Genomic DNA, 18731 nt, shown 5'->3' on the forward strand with positions numbered 1-18731 from the left:
CCGTTCATGACACCGACCCGCCATGCTCGCCTCGCGGCAAGTGGTCGCTCGCAGCGACTAAGGTTGGGCCCGGGGGCTTGGATCGAGCCGGTGTCACACCTAGGCTAACAAACGGATCCCGTAAGGCCATTCCCGTCCGGTGGGTTCACAGGAAACCGCCGGTTCGCAGCAATGCGCCCCCTCACGCCCATCAGTCCCTGAGCAGGTCCGGCACCCCGGCCGCGTCCGGCTCGTCCCGCTCGCCCGACACCACCGTCAGCTGCTGAGTGGCCCGGGTCAGGGCGACGTACAGCACCCGCAGGCCGGCAGGCGACTCGTCGGCGATCTCCGCGGGCGAGACGACGACCGTCGCGTCGTACTCCAGGCCCTTCGCCTCCAGGCTGCCGAGCGCCACCACCCGGTCGCCGAGCCCGTCGAGCCAGCGCGCGGCCTCCGCGCGCCGGTTCATAGCGACGACCACGCCGACCGTGCCGTCGACCTGGTCGAGCAGCCGCTCGGCCGCCGCACGCACGCTCTTCGCCAACGAGTCCCCTGCGGCGGCGAAACGCGGCCGGATCCCGGTGGACCGTACGGCGGACGGGGACTCGGACCCTGGCATGGCGAGGGCGAGCACCTTGGCGGCCAGCTCGGCGATCTCGGCCGGGTTGCGGTAGTTCACGGTGAGCCGGAACCGGCGCCGGGGCCGCGTGCCCAGGGCCTCGTCCCGCGCCTCGGCCGCCTCGTCCGGGTCGGACCAGGAGGACTGGGCCGGGTCGCCGACGACCGTCCACGTGGCGTGCCGGCCGCGGCGGCCGACCATGCGCCACTGCATCGGCGTGAGGTCCTGCGCCTCGTCGACGATGACATGGGCGTACTCGGTGCGCTCCTGTGCCAGCCGCTCGGCCCGCTCGCGCTGCGACTCCTCGCGGACCGGCATCAGCTCCTCGAGGCCGGTGAGCTGGTCCAGCGGGTCCAGGTCGCGCTTCTTCCTGGGGCGGGCCGGGGCGCCGAGGACGGCCTGGAGCTCGTCGAGCATCGCGATGTCGTGCACGGAGTACCTGTCCCGCCGCAGCGACCGGGCGACCTTGCGCACCTCGCCGGGGTTCAGGACCCGGCGGGCCCAGCGCCCGAGCCGCCGCTCGTCGGCCATCGCCGCGAGCACGGCCTGCGGGGTCAGCTCAGGCCACCAGGCGTCGAGGAAATCGATGAACGCGTCCTCCGCGGTGATGTCCTCGTCGAACGACGACCGCAGCTCGGCGGCCAGCTCCGGATCGGAGTGCCGCCCGGCGGCGCCGGACTGCGCCCACAGCGCGTCCAGCAGCAGCTTGCGCGCACGGGGCCGCAGCAGATTGACGGGCGCGGTACCACCGAGGGCACTGCGCCGGATGTGCTCCAGCTCGGCGGCCTCCAGCTCGAGCCGGCGCCCGAAGGCGACGACGCGGAGGCGGGTGGGAGGAGCGACGGGAGCCTGCGGCGGCGCGTCGCCGTCGTCACCGAAGGCGAGCTGACCGGCTGCCGCGCCCACGTGCCCGGCACCCGCACCCGCCCGCGTACCTGCGCCCGGTCCCAGTTCCAGCGCCCCCCGCGCCGCCTTGCGCAGCACCTTGAGCATGCGGTACGAGCCCTTCGCACGGGCCACCGACGGGGAGTCGTACAGCGTGGCCTCCGTGCCGTCGACGAGTGAGCCGATCGCGCGGATGGCGACCTGGCCCTCCTCGCCGAGGGACGGCAGCACGCCCTCGGTGTACGCCACGAGCAGCGGGGTCGGTGAGACGATCAGGATCCCACCCGCGTACCGCCGCCGGTCCTGGTAGAGCAGGTAGGCGGCGCGGTGCAGGGCCACGGCCGTCTTGCCGGTGCCCGGACCGCCCTCGACGTACGTCACGGAGGCGGCCGGGGCTCGGATGACCAGGTCCTGCTCGGCCTGGATGGACGCGACGATGTCCCGCATGGTGTGCGTACGGGCCTGGCCGAGCGCGGCCATCAGGGCACCGTCGCCGATGACGGGCAGCTCGTCGCCGTCGAGGGACGCGGTCAGCTCGGGGCGCATCAGGTCGTCCTCGACCCCGAGGACGCGGCGCCCCTTGGAGCGGATGACCCGGCGCCGGACGACCCGGCCCGGATCGACCGGGGTGGACCGGTAGAACGGCGCCGCGGCGGGCGCGCGCCAGTCGATGACCAGCGGCGCGTAGTCCTGGTCCAGGACGCCGATGCGGCCGATGTGCAGGGTCTCGGCGATGTCGGCGGTGTTGTCGTCGCGCACGGCGCCCTCGGCCGGCTCGACGGCGGTGTAGGCGCCGTCCGGCCCCTTCTTGCCGTCCTTGCCGAGCAGCAGGTCGATCCGCCCGAAGAGGAAGTCCTCGAACTCGTTGTTGAGCCGATTGAGGTGGACCCCGGCCCGGAAGACCTGCGCGTCCCGCTCGGCCAGCGCGCCAGGCGTACCCACCTGGCCGCGCTTGGCCGCGTCGTTCATGAGGAACTCCGCCTCGTGGATCTTCTCCTCGAGGCGCCGGTAAACCCGGTCGAGGTGTTCCTGTTCGACGCTGATCTCTCGGTCCCGTACGGAATCGTGGACGTGAACCGAGCCGACCGCAGATTGTTGAGCCTGAGCGGCCACCGGGCCCCCTTCTGACGTGCTGGGCAGCCGTCAACCGTACGCGAAGGGGGCCCGCGGAAGCTACGCGTCGACGTCCACGAGCTTCTTTCCGTCGAAGGTCATGACCTCGAAGTGATCGATCTGGTTCGGGGAGAAGGCCGCTCCGCCGTGCACGTAGAGGGGGTTCTTGGCCTCCTCCGACTTGGCGTTCGCGATGCCGTAGCCCCAGTTCGGGACGGACCAGGAGGTCACCGTCTCGCGCTCGCCGTTCTTGCCGACGGCGATGAGCGAGCACTTCTGCGGGCCGGTGACGTTCTTGAGCTGGAGGACCGCGTGGGTGCCCCAGTTCTTCTTCTCCACGGCGACGGTGGCGGTGACATGGGTCGCCGGGTCCGTGGCCGACTTCTTGTCCGTCATGGTCTGAAAGGCCGCCTGGGCGGGTCCCACCGCCATGGTGTCGTCGCCGTGGTCCGAGCCGCCGCTCGCCGCCAGCACGGCCAGCGGGCCGCCGACGATCAGCGCGGCCGCGGCCGCGAGCATGAAGAAGCTGCGGCGGCGCTTGAGCGCACGTCGCTCCGACACCTCGTCGACCAGCTTCTCCACGAGCCGCGGAGTGGGCTTCGCGGACAGGGACTCCCCGATCGAGGGCGTGCTGCCGGCACCCGGCAGGTCCGCGAGCGCGGCGAGCATCGGCTCCATCCCGGCCAGCTCGTCGAGCTGCTGGGCGCACCACTCACAGCCGGCGAGATGGGCCTCGAAGGCGGTCGCCTCGGCGTCGTCCAGGATGCCGAGCGCGTAGGCACCGACGGTCTCGTGCTCGTTCGGGCCCGGAGATCCCTGCATGGGGCCACCATCACCCGGACCACCCGGTCCGAATCCTCGCATTCCCCCGTACACGCTGCTCACGCCGTCACCCCCCGCTCCTCCAGTGCCAGCTTCATCGATCGCAGGGCGTAGAACACCCGAGAACGGACCGTGCCGCTGGGTATGCCCAGCGTCTCGGCCGCCTCATTGACGGTACGCCCCTTGAAGTACGTCTCGACGAGAACCTCCCGGTGGGCCGGTGTCAGGTCGTCGAGCGCGTCCGACAGCGTCATCAGCCACAGCGCCTTGTCGATCTCGTCCTCCGCGGGGATGACCTCCAGCGGCGACGGATCGACCTCCTGCGGCCGGGCCTGCCGGCTGCGGTGGCCGTCGATGACGATGCGGCGCGCGACCGTCACCAGCCAGGGGCGTACCGATCCGGTCGCCCGATTGAGCTGACCGGCGTTCTTCCAGGCACGGATGAGCGTCTCCTGCACAACGTCCTCTGCTCGCTGGCGATCACCGGCAACCAGCCGCAGGACATACGCGAGAAGGGGTCCGGCGTGCTCCCGATACAGGGCACGCATCAACTCCTCGTCGGGTTCCGAGGGCTGGGACATGCGATGCCGGGCCCTCGAGCCACGTTCATTGGCCACGACGGAATCCTTACGCACGCCCACCTCCGATGTCCGGGGGTTCCCCCAGTCGGTCGCTCGTCCACGGGTACGGAGGCGGGGTGCGTCGTGTTCAAACCTGGGTGACAGTTTTCTCTTGCGTGCCATGACGAGAGGGACATGGCCCCACATTCCCGCCGCGCGATCTTTGCATTTCCGACACAAGGGGATGGGGCACGACTCATCACCCCGAGACCGCAGCCAAACCCGATGTTGCCGAAATCACTTCGAGCACACTTCAACGGCAGGGCGACGAAAGGGACATGCAGCACATTCAGGACCGGGCGGCGTGCTCAGGCCCGGGCGAGGGCGGCCCGCCGGCGGTGCCGGGCCACCCGCTCCCGGTTCCCGCAGACCTCACTGGAGCACCAGCGCCTCCGGCGCCCGCGGGACGTGTCGAGGTACACGATGGGGCAGTTGTCCCCCTCGCACTCGCGGACGGCGGCCCACGCGACGGGGTCGGTCAGCAGCTCCACCGCGTCCCGGGCGACGGCGGCGAGCAGCGCGGCACACTCCGGCGGACCGTCCAGCTCCCGGACGAGCGTGCCGTCTTCCCGCGGTACGGCGCGTGGGACAGGAGGTGGTGCGGCACGGGCGACCCCGTTGACGCGGGCGAGCGCGATGTCGTACGGCCGTCCGTCGCCCGCGAGTTGGGCCCTCACCAACTGCCCGATCCGCCCGCGCAGTTCACGAAATCCCACGAGCCAGCCGGCATCGGCGTGGGCCAGCGGCGTGCCCACCGGGACGAGCCCGGACCCGACGATCCAGGCGCGCAACGGCTCGAGGGAGTCGAGCCGTTCCTCGGGATGGGTGGTGGCGAGGAGATCCAGACAGATCCGCCCGGCGTCGAACCGCAGCTCGTAGGGGACCGTGGCCGTACTCAGTGCCATGTGCCTGTCACCGCCTAGGGCAGGGGAACCTTTCCCTCTCCCACAGTGCCTGCCCGCTCGCGCGGCCGGAACCCCTGGAACCTCTGGACGTACGCGTATGCGCTCGCGCGTCCCGACGATGTTCCGTGCGGGGGCACGTGCGTTGGCTGGAGCCATGACGCAGAACACCCCCGGCGGCACGGGTGGGCGATGGGGGTCCGCCCGCTCGAGCGAAGCCGAGAGTGGGGGAGGCACCCTGCCCGCGCCGGCAGGCGGACCCGCCCCCGGCCGACCCCGGCCCACCCGCACAACCTCACGCGTCCGCATACTTGGCATCGGACGCCGCATCCAACGCCAACCGATACCCACGCTTCACCACGGTCTGAATCAACTTCGGCGCCCCCAGTGCCGTACGCAACCGAGCCATGGCCGTCTCCACGGCATGCTCGTCCCGTCCCGCCCCCGGCAACGCCCGCAGCAGATCGGCCCGGCCGACCACCCACCCCGGCCGCCGCGACAACGCGCGCAGCAGCGACATCCCCGCCGGCGACACCGGCTTCAGGTCCCCGTCCACCAGCACCGCGTGCCCCCGGATCTCCACCCGGTGCCCGGCGATCGGCAACGCCCGTGCCCGCCTGGGCAGTTCCTGGCACAGCAGCTGCACGAGCGGCCCGAGCCGGAAACGCTCGGGCTGCACGGTGTCGACCCCCCGTGCCTGCAACGGCAAGGCGGTCACCGGCCCGACGCAAGCGGGCAGCACGTCATGGTGGAGGGCGTTGATCAACTCCCCCGCCAGTCCCCGCTCCTCGGCCCGGGACAGCAGCGAGGCGGCGGCAGGCGCGCTGGTGAACGTCAGCGCGTCCAGCCCGCGCGAGACGGTGGCGTCCAGCAGCCGGTCCACCGGCCCGATGTCCTCGGGCGGCATCCACCGGTACACCGGCACGGGAACGACCTCGGCTCCCCCGGCCCGCAGCGACTCGACGAACCCGGGCAGCGGCTCGCCGTGCAGCTGTACGGCGATACGGCGCCCGTCGACTCCTTCCTCCAGCAACAGGTCGAGCACCTCGGCCATGGACTCGCTGGTCGGCGACCACTCCTCGGTCAGCCCGGCGGCACGGATCGCGCCCTTGACCTTCGGCCCGCGCGCAAGCAGTTCCACGCCCCGCAACCGCCCGAGCAGCTGCTCACCGAACCCCCACCCGTCGGCGGCCTCGACCCACCCACGGAAACCGATGGCGGTGGTGGCCACGACCACGTCCGGCACCTGGTCGATGATCTCCTTGGTGGCGGCGAGGAGTTCACCGTCGTCGGCCAGCGGCACGATCCGCAGGGCGGGCGCGTGGAGCACGACGGCTCCGCGTCGCTGGAGCAGGGCCCCGAGTTCGTCGGCCCGGCGCGCGGCGGTCACGCCCACGGTGAACCCGGCCAGGGGACCGTGTTCCGGTAGCTGCTGTTCGTCGTGCATGGCGATGGCGTGCATGGCTCTCCTAGCTGGGCCGCATGCCGACCGAGCCTGTCAAGGGCGCGTGACAGGCTCGGTTCGGCTTGATGTCGCCGGTGTTACGTCACACCTCGGCATAGCTGAGCTGCGGCTTCGCCTCTGCGGTGGCCCGGGCCGCGGCCCGGGTGGCCGGTCGGCGAAGGTATACGGCCCACGTGACCGCGAAGCAGGCGGCGTAGAAGACGAGGAAGGCGACGAACGCTCCCGTGCCGGAGCCGTAGGTCAGGAAGGACTGCCGGAAGGCGAGGTTGATGCCGACACCGCCGAGCGCGCCGACGGCCCCGATGAGCCCCATGGAGGCACCGGACAGCCGCCGCCCGTAGCTCGCGGCCTCCTCCCCCGCCATCCCCTCGGCGAGGGCCTTGGCCTGGAAGATTCCCGGGATCATCTTGTACGTCGACCCGTTCCCCAGCCCGCTGAGCGCGAACAGCACCACGAAGACGACGACGAACAGGGGCAGCGACTTCCGCATGCTCGCGAAGACGAGGACGGCGGTGGCGGCGCCCATGCCGACGTAGTTCCAGAGGGTGATGCGGGCCCCGCCGTACCGGTCGGCGAGCCGGCCTCCGAGGGGCCGGACGAGGGAGCCGAGCAGCGGTCCGATGAAGGTGAGGTAGGCGGCCTGGAGCGGCGTACGCCCGAACTGGTTGGTCAGCACCTGCCCGAAGGCGAAGCTGTACCCGATGAAGGACCCGAACGTCCCGATGTACAGGAAGGACATGATCCACGTGTGGGCGTCCTTCGCGGCGTCCTGGGCGGCCCCGGTGTCGTTCCTGACGTTCTCGATGTTGTCCATGAACAGTGCGGCGAGGACGGCGGCGACGACGATCAGCGGGATGTACACGCCGAGCAGCACACGCGGCCCGCCGCCGGCCCCGATGATCGCGAGGGCGACGAGCTGGATCACGGGGACGCCGACGTTCCCGCCACCGGCGTTGAGCCCGAGGGCCCACCCCTTTTTCTTCATCGGGAAGAAGGCGTTGATGTTGGTCATGGAGGAGGCGAAGTTGCCACCGCCGATGCCGGCGAGCAGCCCGACCCAGAGGAAGGTGCCGAAAGAGGTCCCGGGCTCCATGACGAGGAAGGCGGCGGCGGTGGGGGCGAGCAGCATGGTGGCGGAGACGACGGTCCAGTTCCGCCCACCGAAGAGGGCGACGGCGAAGGTGTACGGCACCCGCACGACGGCACCGACGAGCGTCACCACGGACGTGAGCAGGAACTTGTCGGCGGGGGTGAGCCCGTACTCCGGGCCCGTGAAGAGCACCAGCACGGACCACAGGGTCCAGATCGAGAACCCGATGTGCTCGGAGAACACGGAGAAGAGGAGATTGCGGCGGGCGACCTTCTCCCCGGTCTCCTCCCAGAAGGTCACGTCCTCCGGATCCCAGTGCTGGATCCAGCAGGCGCCCCTGCTCGGGGGTGAGGGAACAGTGCCAGCGGCTGTCATGACGCCTCCACGGTGCTCCGGTGCTCGGGTGGTCCTTGCGGGGTGATGAATCCCGAAGGTAGGAAGCACGCGTTTCCACGCTGTGGCTGTGGGTGACTGGCAGGGAACGTTGCTCTCACCCCGGGCGAGCGGCGCTTGAGAGGTGAGGTGTCACCTGGAAGATCCGGTGCCACAGCGATCCCATGCGCCCGCGCAGCTACCCCTGCACGCGCTGCCGCCCGGCCCCCACCTCGAACCACAGCAGCTTGCCGGCCCCCCGGTCGAGCGGACCGCCATCGCCGATGGGCCAGCCGCCCCAGGAGTCGGCGTACTCCTGGACGAGACACAGCCCCCGTCCGCCGTCGGCGTGCACCAGAGCGGGCGGTACACGGTCTTCGGGCGGAGCAGGCGGGTTGCGCGTCGCCCTGGTCATCCACATCCCCACCCTCCTTCAGACCACCGACCACGCCCGTGCGCTCTTCCGTACGGTCTTCCCCCCCGCTTCAGCAGTACGAGATCGAGCACCGTCTCACCCACCGCAACAAGCGGCAGGGCATCCTGCACCGGGACAATCCCACCCCCTATACGGCAACCGTTCACGAGGCGGCGCTCAGAATGGGATTCGGCGGCCGACACTTCGCAGCCGCGCAGCTCAAGCGCTTCATCGACATGAATGAGCTCGACCATGTCACGGTCCGCGCCATCCCTTTCGGTAAGGCGAGTTTCCACGGCACCGGGCAAGGCATCGACTACGTCAGGGACGCGGTTCCACAACTCGACACCGTTCAGCTGGACGCCCATCACGGCTGTGAATTCCTGGACAGTGAAGCGCAGTTGAGTAACTGCCGATCAGCGGCCCACCACATGGAAGGGAGCGCCCTGAGCCCCGAAGCACCCCGCGACCTCATCCAGCGCATCGCACACGACCTCTGAGAGGAACCGAAATGTCCACGCACCACTGACAGAAGTCCACGTACGGCGGCGACTCCTCCAGCTTCGTCGAGATAGCCGTCGCCACGGCCACGATCCACATCCGCAACTCGAAGAAAACCGACGGCCCTCGCCTCACCGTTACGCACACCACCTGGGCCAGCTTCGTCTCGTACGTAGATGCGCCGTCGCCTTCACCTTGCCGCTGCCCCCATTCCATCGAGCGAACGGTGACTCACGGCGTGGCGTCGAGGCTGACACGAATCCACCAATTGCCGCCCTAGACTGGGTCTTCGAAGCTGAGCAGCGCCGGGTCAGGTGTCAATCAGGGGGCGAGGCGAACCCCGGCTCGCCGTGCGCGCTCGACGGCATCGAGTGAGGTTTTGTTCTGACCAGGGATGCCGGGGTTCGCGGCAAGTTGGAAGAGCAGGAAGAGACGCCGCGGGCCAGGCACCGCGATGACTCCAGCAAAACGCACATCACCAGCAAACCAAACCTCGGCGACCTGCCTGGTCTTGTCGGTCTCGTAGCCCCGCCCGAGACGACGCCGCCACCAGGCGGAACGGGCATGCCCGTGGAGAACAATCGGGACGAGGCTCTCCGGCTGGTCAGGATCAGGGAAAGCCAGCCATACGTCACCGAGCTTTGCTCCGGTTATCTGTCCGATACCGCTCTTGGGTGTCCTGTGCACCTGCCACGGATACACCCTCAGGATTCGGCGAGCCTGAACAGCCGACACGATGTACCGGCGCTGAAGCACCGTGCGGTACAGCGCATACACGGCAACGGGCAACATGAACCACATCGACCACTGACCGAGCAGGATCATGAGCACGAAGCTGCCAACAGACACCACGGGCCAGACAATCTGGCCGACCACAGCCGAGGTGAACAACTTCGACCATGTGCGCTGCGTAGCCACGTCGTCCCAGGCGCAAGCAGCATGAGCGGGATTCTGCGCACGCGCCATGTCACACCCCTTCCCGGTTCGCAGTCAGCGGGTCCTCGAACGTGACCATGCGGGCCACCTCCCGTAGCAGGTTGCGGTAGTGGTCTGCGCGGTGCGTCGCCGTCGCCGATAGGCTCAAAATCGCCAGCTTCGTTGCCTCCGGGTATGGAATATGCACGGTCACCTGGAGAAGCTCCTGTGCCGTGCCCACTACCTGATGATTCACCAAGGTCTCGTTGAGAGAAGCCGGACCACAGGGCAGATCGAGAACCTCAACAAACCGGGCATCGGGCGTTCCAGCGGCAAGGCGGGAAACCGTGACGCCACGCGGCGCCCAAGAGGTCTCCCGCCAGCCGAGCGTGAAGAGCGAAGGCAACACGCCTCCGTCACCCTCGTCATCCCGATGCAAGCCCATCGAACAGTGGACCACACCGCCGTGTGACAGAAGACGGAGCATGCGCTGTACAGGAGCAAGCAATGCGAGGATTTGCCGACGTTCCTCGGAAGAATGTGAAGAATCCACGAGTGCACTTACCGCGTTCAGCTTGTCTCCCTCTTCGCCAAGCCCCTGTCGTGATTGGACAAGTTCGCGAAGGGGAAGCGCGATGAAGCCAGCGGGCAGGACGAACCAGATGTCCGCGTCCGGCACCCTGGCAGAGGAGTCGATGACGATCGTGTCCGGGCTCATGACGCAGCCGCCACTCCTGTGAACAAGTAATGCAGGACACTTGCCGTGGCCGACCCATCGATCGTCGCGGTCCGCACTCCGTCCAAGGTGGACGTGATCGCCTTTGCAGTATCACCGTCACCACCCAGGGAGTCGTAGGCGCTGCCGACCACTCCGTACACGGCCGTGCCAGCTCCAAGCCACGTCGCAGTGGTCTCCACGGCAGGCAGGACATCTCCCGTGCGCGCGCCAAAGACGTTCACTCGCTCCAGCAGGCTCGGTGCGCTGGAGATGGCCTGAGCCTCCTCCCGGATCGAAGATCCAACCGTCGCGACTCTCTGTCCCACAGTGAGCGCCCCCTCTGCCGACCGTGCAGCGGCAGTTAAGGCTTCAGGGGCCTTCATCAGCCCTTTTGTCGCCGCGCCAAGTCCAGGAACGACCCCGAGCGTGTCACCAGCTACGGAAATCGCGTTGCTCCAGAAGTCCGCGTCGAACTCCTGCTTCGAAATCCCGTCCTTGAGGGACGCCCACACCTCATCGTCCTTGAGGCGAAGGGCCAGCGCCGTCCCGCTCAACGCCGCAGCGGCCACCATAAGAAGCGGCACGGCAAGCGGACCAGTCGCAAAAATTGCAATCAGGCCCAGAACGGCTGCTACGCCGCTGAGAATGTCCGGCAGGTTGTCAGTTAGCCAGTCCGTGAACTTGTCCCAAGCTCCCGGCTCCTGCGGTGCCAGCTTCTTCGTGGCGTCGTGGATCTTCCCTGCCCGGTACCGCGCCTTCTCCTCGTGCTCTTCGGCCAACTTCTTCGCCTTGGCGATGATTCTGTCGAGGTCGGCCTGGGCGTTCTCCACCGCTGTGTTCGCGTGGGTCAGGATCTTTTGTGCGTCGTCGTGTGACGGGCCCTTCTTGTCCAGGTCAGGGTTGTCCTTGGCCTTGGTCGCGTGGCCCTTCGCCTTGTCCAGGGTGTCCCTGGCGTCCCGGGCGTCCTCGTCCAGGCGCTTGCCGCGGCGCTGGAAGTCGTCGAGTTCGCCCTCCCAGCGCTCCAGTTGCCTGGCCGCCTTGGTGATGGAATGCGCCGCGTTCTTGAGGTTGAGCGCCAGCGGGCCGCCCTGCAACTCTTCCCGGAAGGCCACCGCCGCGTCGCCCTTCCAGTAGCTGCCCTCCATCAGCTTCGTGACCAGGCCGTGCGTCTCACCCAGGACCTTGGCGCAGGACGCGAGTTTCTTGTGCAGGTCACGCACCGTCTCCGTACTCCCCGGCACCGGGTTGAAACCCAGGTGCGTGTACGGGTTCGGCAGTTGCTGGCCGTACGGGTTCGACTTCAGCCCCTGCGGGAGGTCAGCATTGTCACGGGCCGGCGACGAGGGATACGGATCGGCCTCGACTCCCGGAGTAACCGTCACTTTCCCGCCCCGCTCTTGGCGTGCTTGCCCTTCCTCAGCGCCTCTTCCAGCGCCTTGTCGACCTCGTTATAGCTGTCCTTGCTCTGACCGATGATTTTCGCGAGGTTCTCGGTCTGCTCACCGATCTGCTCGGTGCCGTACTTCCAGTCCTCCTGGAAGTCCTCACACGCCGAGTCCAGGTCGTCGGTACCGAGGCCGGTGACCGTCGCTTCGCCAAGTGCCTTGCGCAGGCCCTTCAATGAGTCGCTCGACTTGTTCAGCAACTTCATGAAGTGCTTCAACTCGTCATCATCGACGGCCAGTCGGTCAGCCACGGCTTCCCGTTCCCCTCTCCCACGCGCATGGATACGGAACGAAGCTATCCGCTTACGGCAGGACCTGGCGAGTCGCATCCGCGTCACCTCGCCAGGTCCACCCAGCACAGTGTCAGACCCGTCTTACCGGTTGACGGACTGAATCTCCTGCACCACCACATCCTGGTCGGTCCCGAACGTGCCGTCATCCAAGGGCCCACCGGTCCCGCCGGTTCCCGTCCACTGGATCTTCCAGGTCAGCGTTACCTTGAGCTGGTAGGAACCGTTGCCCGACGAGCGTAGGTATTTCACCCCACAGGGTGGCGTCTTGTCGGCCTTGCCCTTGGCGTACGGCTCGCCGATCTTGTCGTTGGTGAGCTGACAGACACCCGACGCCGGGTAGGTCACCGCGTCCGAGGTGCCGGGGTCGATCTTGAGGGAGACCGGTTCCGCGGTGGTCGTCGCCGAGATGCCCAGCACGGGTACCGAAGCGGTGACCGAGACCGGCTTGAACTGCGCGCCGTCCAGCCAAGCCCAGGTGGGGAGGTTGACCTTGGTCGTGTCGGCGGGAGCCAGTGTCACCTTTGTGCTGGGGACACGGATCTCTTTGTAGGCAAGCTGGGCGAGGATCTCCGGAGTTACCGCGTTCTCGATGTCCGGCGGCGGAGGATCGCCCTTGTCCACCCAGAAGATGGGCTTGTTGCACTTGTCCCAGCCAGGCGGGAACGTCTCGTCGACGTACGAGTCCCACCAGTAGCCCTCGCCGTCCTTGTCCTGATTGAAATCCTTGTAGGGGTGGCCGTTGACGTACCGGTCACGCTGACTGGAATCCCACTCGTAACCGGTCGACTCGGCCCCCCAGATCGGCTCAAGGTACGCCTTGAGTTGGGCGGGTGTGTATTTGGGGGCGTACCAGCAGGCTGGTGGGGTCCAGGAGGTAGTGGAGGTGATGGGACCTACGGAGTTGCCGGAGCCGTTGTTGGAGCGGTCGAAGACGATACCGCCGGCTGTCGCGTTCAGCGTGTTGCCATCGACACCGCCTGACGTCTCCCCGCTGGGCGGCGGCGTCTGGGCACCGCCCCCGATCTTGTTGTCAGCCATGGCGGGTGCGGCACCCGCCATGATCGAGCCGATCAGCGACAGTACGATCAACGACCGCGAACTGGCTGTCAGGGCTGGCACTTGGAGCTCCCCCTCCGTGAAAGAAGCTTCTCGACGACCCAGACGCCCTTGTCGTTCTTCTGCAACAGGGTGCTGTAGAGGACATAGCTGTTCTTGGTGGCTGGAGTCTTGTCGACCTTCTTCGTCTTCAAGTAGAGGTCGTACGCCTTGCCCTGGTCCTCGCAGTACACGAGCGACGCCTTGCTGGGGCTGCTGACGTCCGCCACCGCGTCGTAGTAGCGGTAGCTGCCGGTCGTCCGAGCCTTCGCCTTTACGTACGCCTCGATGAACTGCTGGGTCTGAGCTGCTGCTTCACCCTCGTAGTAATACCGGTATGCCTTGTCGAGCGGATTCTGATTCGCGATGGCGAGATCCACCGCCTTAATGGACTCCTCACTGTCCGCCAGAACAGCGTCCTTGTCCTTGTCCCCGGTCTTGGGCCAGTCGAACGTGTAGGACAGATCCGCCGGCAGCTCGATCTTCGGTCGCCCCGCTGCCGGCGGAGCCGAGGCGCTGGGCGAAGTCGGCGTCTCGTTCCCGGTGTCCGCCCCCGCGATCTTGTCCTTCGTCTTCGCGTCGCCGTCACCCCCGCCACATCCGGCGAGCAGAAGTACGGCCGTCGCACCGGCGGCGGCTGTCGTGAGCAGGCGGGAACGGCGGGTCACGGTGGGCTCCTGGTGGGGCGGTTGGGTTCTGAGAAGCAGCCGATACGGTAGCCGGATCCGCCGCGACCACACCAGTGCGAACCCCGCCGCCCTGCCCGCGCATTGCTCGCACAGCGGGGCAAAGCGTCGGCAACTGGCGGGAGCGGACGCCGAGTTGATTACCGTTCCGTGACATCGCAACAGCTCAGCGTCGCCGAGGGTCGACGCCCCAGCAAAAGTCCCCCGGCGCCGCCCGGCGTCAGCCCCGCCGCCGGCCCCCGGCCTTGCGCACACCGTTCGGCCACAACCGCGGAGCGCGCTTCGCCGCGATGTCCTCGATCCAGCCGAAGGCCAGTATCGCGAGGCCGATCAGGGGCCAGACCAGGAAGAACATCCAGAGCATGTACGTGGAGTCGAGTGCCGCCGCGGCGCGGTCGCTCTCCATGAACGGGAGGTTGTACGCCTGGTCGATGATCGGCACCGTCGCCATGATCAGGAGGTTGTGCCAGAGGTAGATCGTGACGGCCCTGTTGTTGGAGAGCGTCACCAGCTTGTCCCAGCGGGCCAGGCGGCCGGGGAGTTCCTGCCACGACGGTGAGTACTGCAACAGGATGACCACAAAACCGAAGGACCACGCCGCCTGCGCCAGCGGAATGTCGTTCAGGTCCCAGCCGTCGGGACCCAGATGGCCCGAAGCCCACCACAGGCCGAACGCCATCACCAGCGCCGAACAGGAGACGGAGACATAGCGCGGGATGCGGGCCAGTACGCCCTCGTGGTGCGCGAAGCCCAGGACCCAGCAGCCGCCGTACACCGCGAAGTCCGTGACCGCGTTGCCCGTCTCACCCGGGATCGTCACCAGTCCCGTGCCGACTATCGCCGTCAGGCCCAGCGGGGCCAGCAGCGTCGGCCACGGCGCCTTGCGGAACGCCCACAGGAGCAGAGGGGACGCCACCACGAACCAGAGGTAGGCGCGCAGATACCACAGCGGGCCCGCCGCCTGTACCGCCCAAGTGTCCTCCAGCAGGCCGGACTTGGAGCCGACGTGCCAGGGATACGGCGGGGCGCCGATCGGGATGATGTAGTCGATCAGCTTGACCAGGCCCCAGGTGCCGCCGTTGTCCGGGTCCTTCACCGGGTTCCAGCCGCCCGCGAACATCAGCGCCAGCGCCACCGCGCTGAACGCCCACAGGGGAGGCAGCAGCCTTCTCACCCTGCTCTTGATCACGCTCAGCGCCGGGCGCTTCAGGGAGCGTGCCATCAGCGAGCCCGCCAGCGCGAACATCACGCCCATCGACGGGAACAGCACCGACAGCCACGCCCAGCCGAAGAGGTGGTAGACCACGACCCGGACCAGCGCTATCGAGCGGAGGAGGTCCAGGTAGCGGTCCCGGCCCGACGGCACCCTGGGAGCAGTCGCACTCCCCGTTCCGGTGTCCGCGGCAGGTGCCGCCTGTTCTGCCGGGCTCACGGCGCTCACCGGTCCTGCCGCCGCAAAGCCCTGCCGTCCCTGATATCCCTGCTGTCCTTGGTAGTCCTGTTGTCCCTGGTAGCCCTGATATCCCTGCGTCATCCCACCGGCCTCCGATCACCGTCGTGCGTCCGCTGCCGCGGCACCGGGCCGCCCGGCGCCTCGACCACGCCCGTGCGGCGCAGCTTCTGCCAGCGCAAGCGGCCGCCGGTGAGGGCCGTGATCCAGGACTGGAGCAGGACGACGTACATGAGCTGGCGGTAGAGGATCTGCTGCAGGGGCAGCGAGATGAGGTGGGTCATGCGTTCGCGGTCCAGCCGGAAGGCGTACGCCGCACAGATCGCCTGGATCGCCAGGACGCCCAGCCACGCCACGATCGTCTTCTGCGTCGGGCCGAAGACCACGCCGTACAGGAGGAACACGTCGATCAGGGGCGCCAGCAGCGGGGCCACCACCATGAACAGCGAGACCAGCGGCAGGCCGACCCGGCCGAAGCGGCCCGACGGGCCCTTCTCCACCAGCGCGCGGCGGTGTTTCCAGATCGCCTGCATCGTGCCGTACGACCAGCGGTAGCGCTGGGACCACAGCTGCTGGACCGTCTCGGGGGCCTCGGTCCAGGCCCGGGCGTTCTCGGCGTAGACCACGCGCCAGCCGTCGCGGTGCAGGGCCATCGTGATGTCCGTGTCCTCGGCCAGCGTGTCGTCGCTCATGCCGCCGACCCGTTCGAGGGCCGAGCGGCGGAACGCGCCGACCGCGCCGGGGATCGTCGGCATGCAGCGCAGGACGTCGTACATGCGGCGGTCGAGGTTGAAGCCCATCACGTACTCGATGTGCTGCCAGGCGCCGATGAGGGAATCCCGGTTGCCGACCTTGGCGTTGCCGGCCACCGCGCCCACGCGCGGGTCGCCGAAGGGCTGCACCAGCTCGCGGACCGTGGCCGGTTCGAAGACCGTGTCGCCGTCCATCATCACGATCAGGTCGTAACTGGAGTTCGCCAGGCCTCGGTTGAGGGCGGCCGGCTTGCCCGCGTTCATCTGGCGCACGACCCGGACGTTGGGCAGGCCCATCGCCTCGACGATCCGTGCCGTGCCGTCCGTCGAGCCGTCGTCGACGACGATGATCTCGATGGGATGCTCGCTGGCCGTCAGCGAACGGACCGTGTTCTCGATGCACTTGGCCTCGTTGTACGCCGGGACCAGCACCGACACCGGTTCGGTGACCGGCGGGCCCCAGCTGAAGCCCTTGCGGCGCACCCGGCGTGCGTGGATGCCGGAGAGCAGGAGCATCAGGACGAAGCGTGAGATGACCAGGGCGCCGATCACCGCGAGGCCGACGACCAGCACGTCCGTGATGTCGTCGGAGGCCTGGACCAGGAAGATCCACGCCTTGCCCTTCCACAGATCGGCACCGGTGACCGGGGTGAGCGCGCTGGGCGCGCCGAGGGCCTCGGTCAGGTTCTGGAACTGGTAGCCCTGCGCCTGGAGTTCAGGCAGGAACTTGTCCAGGGCCTGCACGGTCTGGTGGCGGTCGCCGCCGGAGTCGTGCATCAGGACGATGGCGCCCTTGCCGTCGTGCGGGGTGGCCCGGCGGATGATCTCGTCGACGCCGGGCTTCTTCCAGTCCTCGCTGTCCGTGTTGTTGACGACGGTGATGTAGCCGCGGGTGCCGATGTACTCGGTCACCGGCCAGGACTTGTCGTCCATGGCGTCGGCGAAGGAGGAGTACGGCGGCCGGAAGAGGGACGTGCGGACGCCGGCCGCGCCGGTGATCGCCAGCTGGTTCTGGGACAGCTCCCAGTCGATGCGGCCCTTGGACTGGAAGGAGAGGTCGGGGTGGTTGAAGGTGTGCAGGCCGACCTCGTGGCCCTCGTCCACCATGCGCTTGACCAGGTCCGGGTAGCGCGAGGTCATGGTGCCCGTGACGAAGAAGACCGCGTGCGCGTGGTGCTTCTTCAGCACGTCCAGGACCTTCGGGGTCCAGGTCGGGTCGGGGCCGTCGTCGAAGGTGAGGACGAGGCGCTTGTCGGGGACGCTCATGCTGGTCGTACGGCCGCTGCGGGTGTCGATGACCGGGCCGCCGTCGAGGATCTTCTCCGGCACCTTGTCGGTGGCGGCCTCGGGCTGGATGCGGTGGTCGGCCATGATCTCGCTGTGGACGTAGCCGCGCAGCATCAGCATCGCCATCAGGGCGATGAGGACGAGCAGCGGCAGCAGCAGGCGCATGGGCAGGCGGCGGCGCCTGGAGCCGGCAAGGGCTCCGGACGCGGCCCCTTGACGGCTTGTACGGGTTGCCATCAGAGGGTGTGCTCCGGGGACAGGTCGGTCGCGGACAGTGCCGGGTCACCCGGCTCCTCGGCGATGGGCGTCGTGCTGGAGGGGCCGTCGGCCACCGAGCCGGTGCCGTTGAGGGGGCCGGTGCCGCCCGAGGCCGAGCTCTCGGACGGGTCGGGCGAGGGGTCGGTGTCCACGGGCGTGCTCGGGCCGGAGGAGGCCGGGGTGGACGGGTCCGAGGACGGCGGCTTGGGGTCCGTGGAGGTGCCGGGGCCGGCACCGGTGCCGGGCGTGGTCTTCGACGCCGACGGCTTCGGGTCCGCTGCGGTGCCGGGCTTGCTGCCGGTGCCGGTCGCGGAGGCGGGGGCGCCGGCCGACGGGGTCGTGCCGTCGCTCGTGGTCGGGGTGGGGCCCGGTGACGCGCTCGCGCTGCCGGAGGGCGTCGCGGACTGGGCGGGCAGCGGAGGGCTGTCGACCTGGCTCGCGGGCTTGTCCCCGTTCTGGCCCGGTACGGGCAGCCAGGGCGCGTCGGAGCTGCCGGACAGGAGCGTGGCGACGATGACGACGGCGTAGACGGCGCAGGCGGTGCCGACTGCCATGCCGAGCCTGCGGAACCGCCGGCTGCGCCGCCCCGACTCGTCGACGAACACCGGCCCGTCGGAGCCGTCCTGGCCGCCGTGCGGCGAACCGGCGGCCGGACGCAGGCGTGTGTCGCCCAGCTGTACGGCGTCGAGCTGGACGGTGACCTCGTGCGGGTCGTGCGTCGCGTCGCCGGAGCCTGCCGCGGAATCGCCGCCGAGCCCGGGCGAGTCGGCCCACGGGTCGCGGAAGGAGCCAGCCGGTCCCGCCGTGCCGGAGGCGCTGAGCACCTCGGTCGGATCGGCATCGGTTCCGGTACGGCTGTCCCGCTGCGTGGGCAGTGGGGCGGTCTCGTCGGCGCCGGTGAGGCTCACGGTGAGCCCGCCCCGCGTCCGGCCCGCTCTCGGCAGTACGGCGGTCTCGTCGGCATCGGCCGGCGCACTGCCGCTCCGCTCACCCGTACCGCTCCGGCCGCCCCGGTCGCTCCCGAACACGTCCGTCCTTCCAGTCTTCGG

The 18731-nt window shown here is 68.8% G+C and carries 17 protein-coding genes and 1 pseudogene; 2 read left to right on the plus strand and 16 right to left on the minus strand.

Annotated elements, in window-relative coordinates:
- Positions 1 to 190 precede the first annotated feature (190 nt).
- From IEZ19_RS15665 to IEZ19_RS15695, 7 genes are all read right to left on the minus strand, one after another.
- Positions 191 to 2596, minus strand: a complete 2406-nt coding sequence (locus tag IEZ19_RS15665; RefSeq protein WP_189311799.1) for a HelD family protein — start codon at positions 2594 to 2596, stop codon at positions 191 to 193.
- Positions 2597 to 2656: 60 nt separating this feature from the next.
- On the minus strand, positions 2657 to 3460 hold the full coding sequence (locus tag IEZ19_RS15670) for an anti-sigma factor family protein (RefSeq protein ID WP_373296985.1): 804 nt from the start codon (positions 3458 to 3460) through the stop codon (positions 2657 to 2659).
- A gap of 17 nt (positions 3461 to 3477) precedes the next feature.
- Positions 3478 to 3999: a sigma-70 family RNA polymerase sigma factor gene (locus IEZ19_RS15675; protein ID WP_010039908.1), complete on the minus strand. Its 522-nt coding sequence runs from the start codon at positions 3997 to 3999 to the stop codon at positions 3478 to 3480.
- A gap of 347 nt (positions 4000 to 4346) precedes the next feature.
- On the minus strand, positions 4347 to 4943 hold the full coding sequence (locus tag IEZ19_RS15680) for a CGNR zinc finger domain-containing protein (RefSeq protein WP_189311801.1): 597 nt from the start codon (positions 4941 to 4943) through the stop codon (positions 4347 to 4349).
- 292 nt (positions 4944 to 5235) lie between these two features.
- Positions 5236 to 6387, minus strand: a complete 1152-nt coding sequence (locus IEZ19_RS15685) for a uroporphyrinogen-III synthase (RefSeq protein WP_189311870.1) — start codon at positions 6385 to 6387, stop codon at positions 5236 to 5238.
- A gap of 100 nt (positions 6388 to 6487) precedes the next feature.
- The gene (locus tag IEZ19_RS15690) at positions 6488 to 7870 is read right to left on the minus strand and encodes a nitrate/nitrite transporter (protein WP_189311802.1); all 1383 of its coding nucleotides are present in this window, start codon (positions 7868 to 7870) and stop codon (positions 6488 to 6490) included.
- A 196-nt stretch (positions 7871 to 8066) separates the two neighbouring features.
- Positions 8067 to 8282 (minus strand): ATP-binding protein, encoded by a 216-nt coding sequence (locus IEZ19_RS15695; protein WP_229840360.1) that lies wholly within the window; start codon positions 8280 to 8282, stop codon positions 8067 to 8069.
- Between the two features lie 38 nt (positions 8283 to 8320).
- Here IEZ19_RS15695 and IEZ19_RS15700 point away from each other — a divergent pair, with 38 nt between their 5' ends.
- Together IEZ19_RS15700 and IEZ19_RS53065 are read left to right on the plus strand one after the other, a co-directional pair.
- A complete protein-coding gene (locus IEZ19_RS15700; RefSeq protein ID WP_189311803.1) occupies positions 8321 to 8782 on the plus strand; it encodes a Scr1 family TA system antitoxin-like transcriptional regulator in 462 nt (153 codons plus the stop codon).
- A gap of 41 nt (positions 8783 to 8823) precedes the next feature.
- A pseudogene (locus tag IEZ19_RS53065) lies at positions 8824 to 9063 on the plus strand (DUF397 domain-containing protein); the annotation flags it as partial.
- Between the two features lie 41 nt (positions 9064 to 9104).
- Here the strand turns inward: IEZ19_RS53065 and IEZ19_RS15710 are convergent.
- From IEZ19_RS15710 to IEZ19_RS15750, 9 genes are all read right to left on the minus strand, one after another.
- The gene (locus IEZ19_RS15710; protein ID WP_189311804.1) at positions 9105 to 9749 is read right to left on the minus strand and encodes a hypothetical protein; all 645 of its coding nucleotides are present in this window, start codon (positions 9747 to 9749) and stop codon (positions 9105 to 9107) included.
- A 1-nt stretch (position 9750) separates the two neighbouring features.
- Complete coding sequence (locus IEZ19_RS15715; RefSeq protein WP_189311805.1) at positions 9751 to 10416, minus strand: hypothetical protein; 666 nt, start codon at positions 10414 to 10416, stop codon at positions 9751 to 9753.
- The gene (locus tag IEZ19_RS15720; protein ID WP_189311806.1) at positions 10413 to 11798 is read right to left on the minus strand and encodes a hypothetical protein; all 1386 of its coding nucleotides are present in this window, start codon (positions 11796 to 11798) and stop codon (positions 10413 to 10415) included. The genes IEZ19_RS15715 and IEZ19_RS15720 overlap by 4 nt, the downstream gene beginning before the upstream one ends.
- Positions 11795 to 12112, minus strand: a complete 318-nt coding sequence (locus tag IEZ19_RS15725; protein ID WP_189311807.1) for a DUF6317 family protein — start codon at positions 12110 to 12112, stop codon at positions 11795 to 11797. The genes IEZ19_RS15720 and IEZ19_RS15725 overlap by 4 nt, the downstream gene beginning before the upstream one ends.
- 123 nt (positions 12113 to 12235) lie before the next feature.
- Positions 12236 to 13273, minus strand: a complete 1038-nt coding sequence (locus IEZ19_RS15730) for a hypothetical protein (RefSeq protein ID WP_373296983.1) — start codon at positions 13271 to 13273, stop codon at positions 12236 to 12238.
- On the minus strand, positions 13261 to 13917 hold the full coding sequence (locus IEZ19_RS15735) for a hypothetical protein (RefSeq protein ID WP_229840352.1): 657 nt from the start codon (positions 13915 to 13917) through the stop codon (positions 13261 to 13263). The genes IEZ19_RS15730 and IEZ19_RS15735 overlap by 13 nt, the downstream gene beginning before the upstream one ends.
- Before the next feature lie 238 nt (positions 13918 to 14155).
- On the minus strand, positions 14156 to 15469 hold the full coding sequence (locus IEZ19_RS15740) for an acyltransferase family protein (RefSeq protein WP_189311808.1): 1314 nt from the start codon (positions 15467 to 15469) through the stop codon (positions 14156 to 14158).
- A complete protein-coding gene (locus IEZ19_RS15745) occupies positions 15466 to 17661 on the minus strand; it encodes a bifunctional polysaccharide deacetylase/glycosyltransferase family 2 protein (RefSeq protein ID WP_189311809.1) in 2196 nt (731 codons plus the stop codon). Before IEZ19_RS15745 ends, IEZ19_RS15740 begins: the two co-directional genes overlap by 4 nt.
- The gene (locus IEZ19_RS15750; protein WP_189311810.1) at positions 17661 to 18710 is read right to left on the minus strand and encodes a hypothetical protein; all 1050 of its coding nucleotides are present in this window, start codon (positions 18708 to 18710) and stop codon (positions 17661 to 17663) included. The genes IEZ19_RS15745 and IEZ19_RS15750 overlap by 1 nt, the downstream gene beginning before the upstream one ends.
- Positions 18711 to 18731: the final 21 nt, after the last annotated feature.

It is taken from the genome of Streptomyces brasiliensis, assembly GCF_014647875.1.
Lineage (GTDB): Bacteria > Actinomycetota > Actinomycetes > Streptomycetales > Streptomycetaceae > Streptomyces > Streptomyces brasiliensis.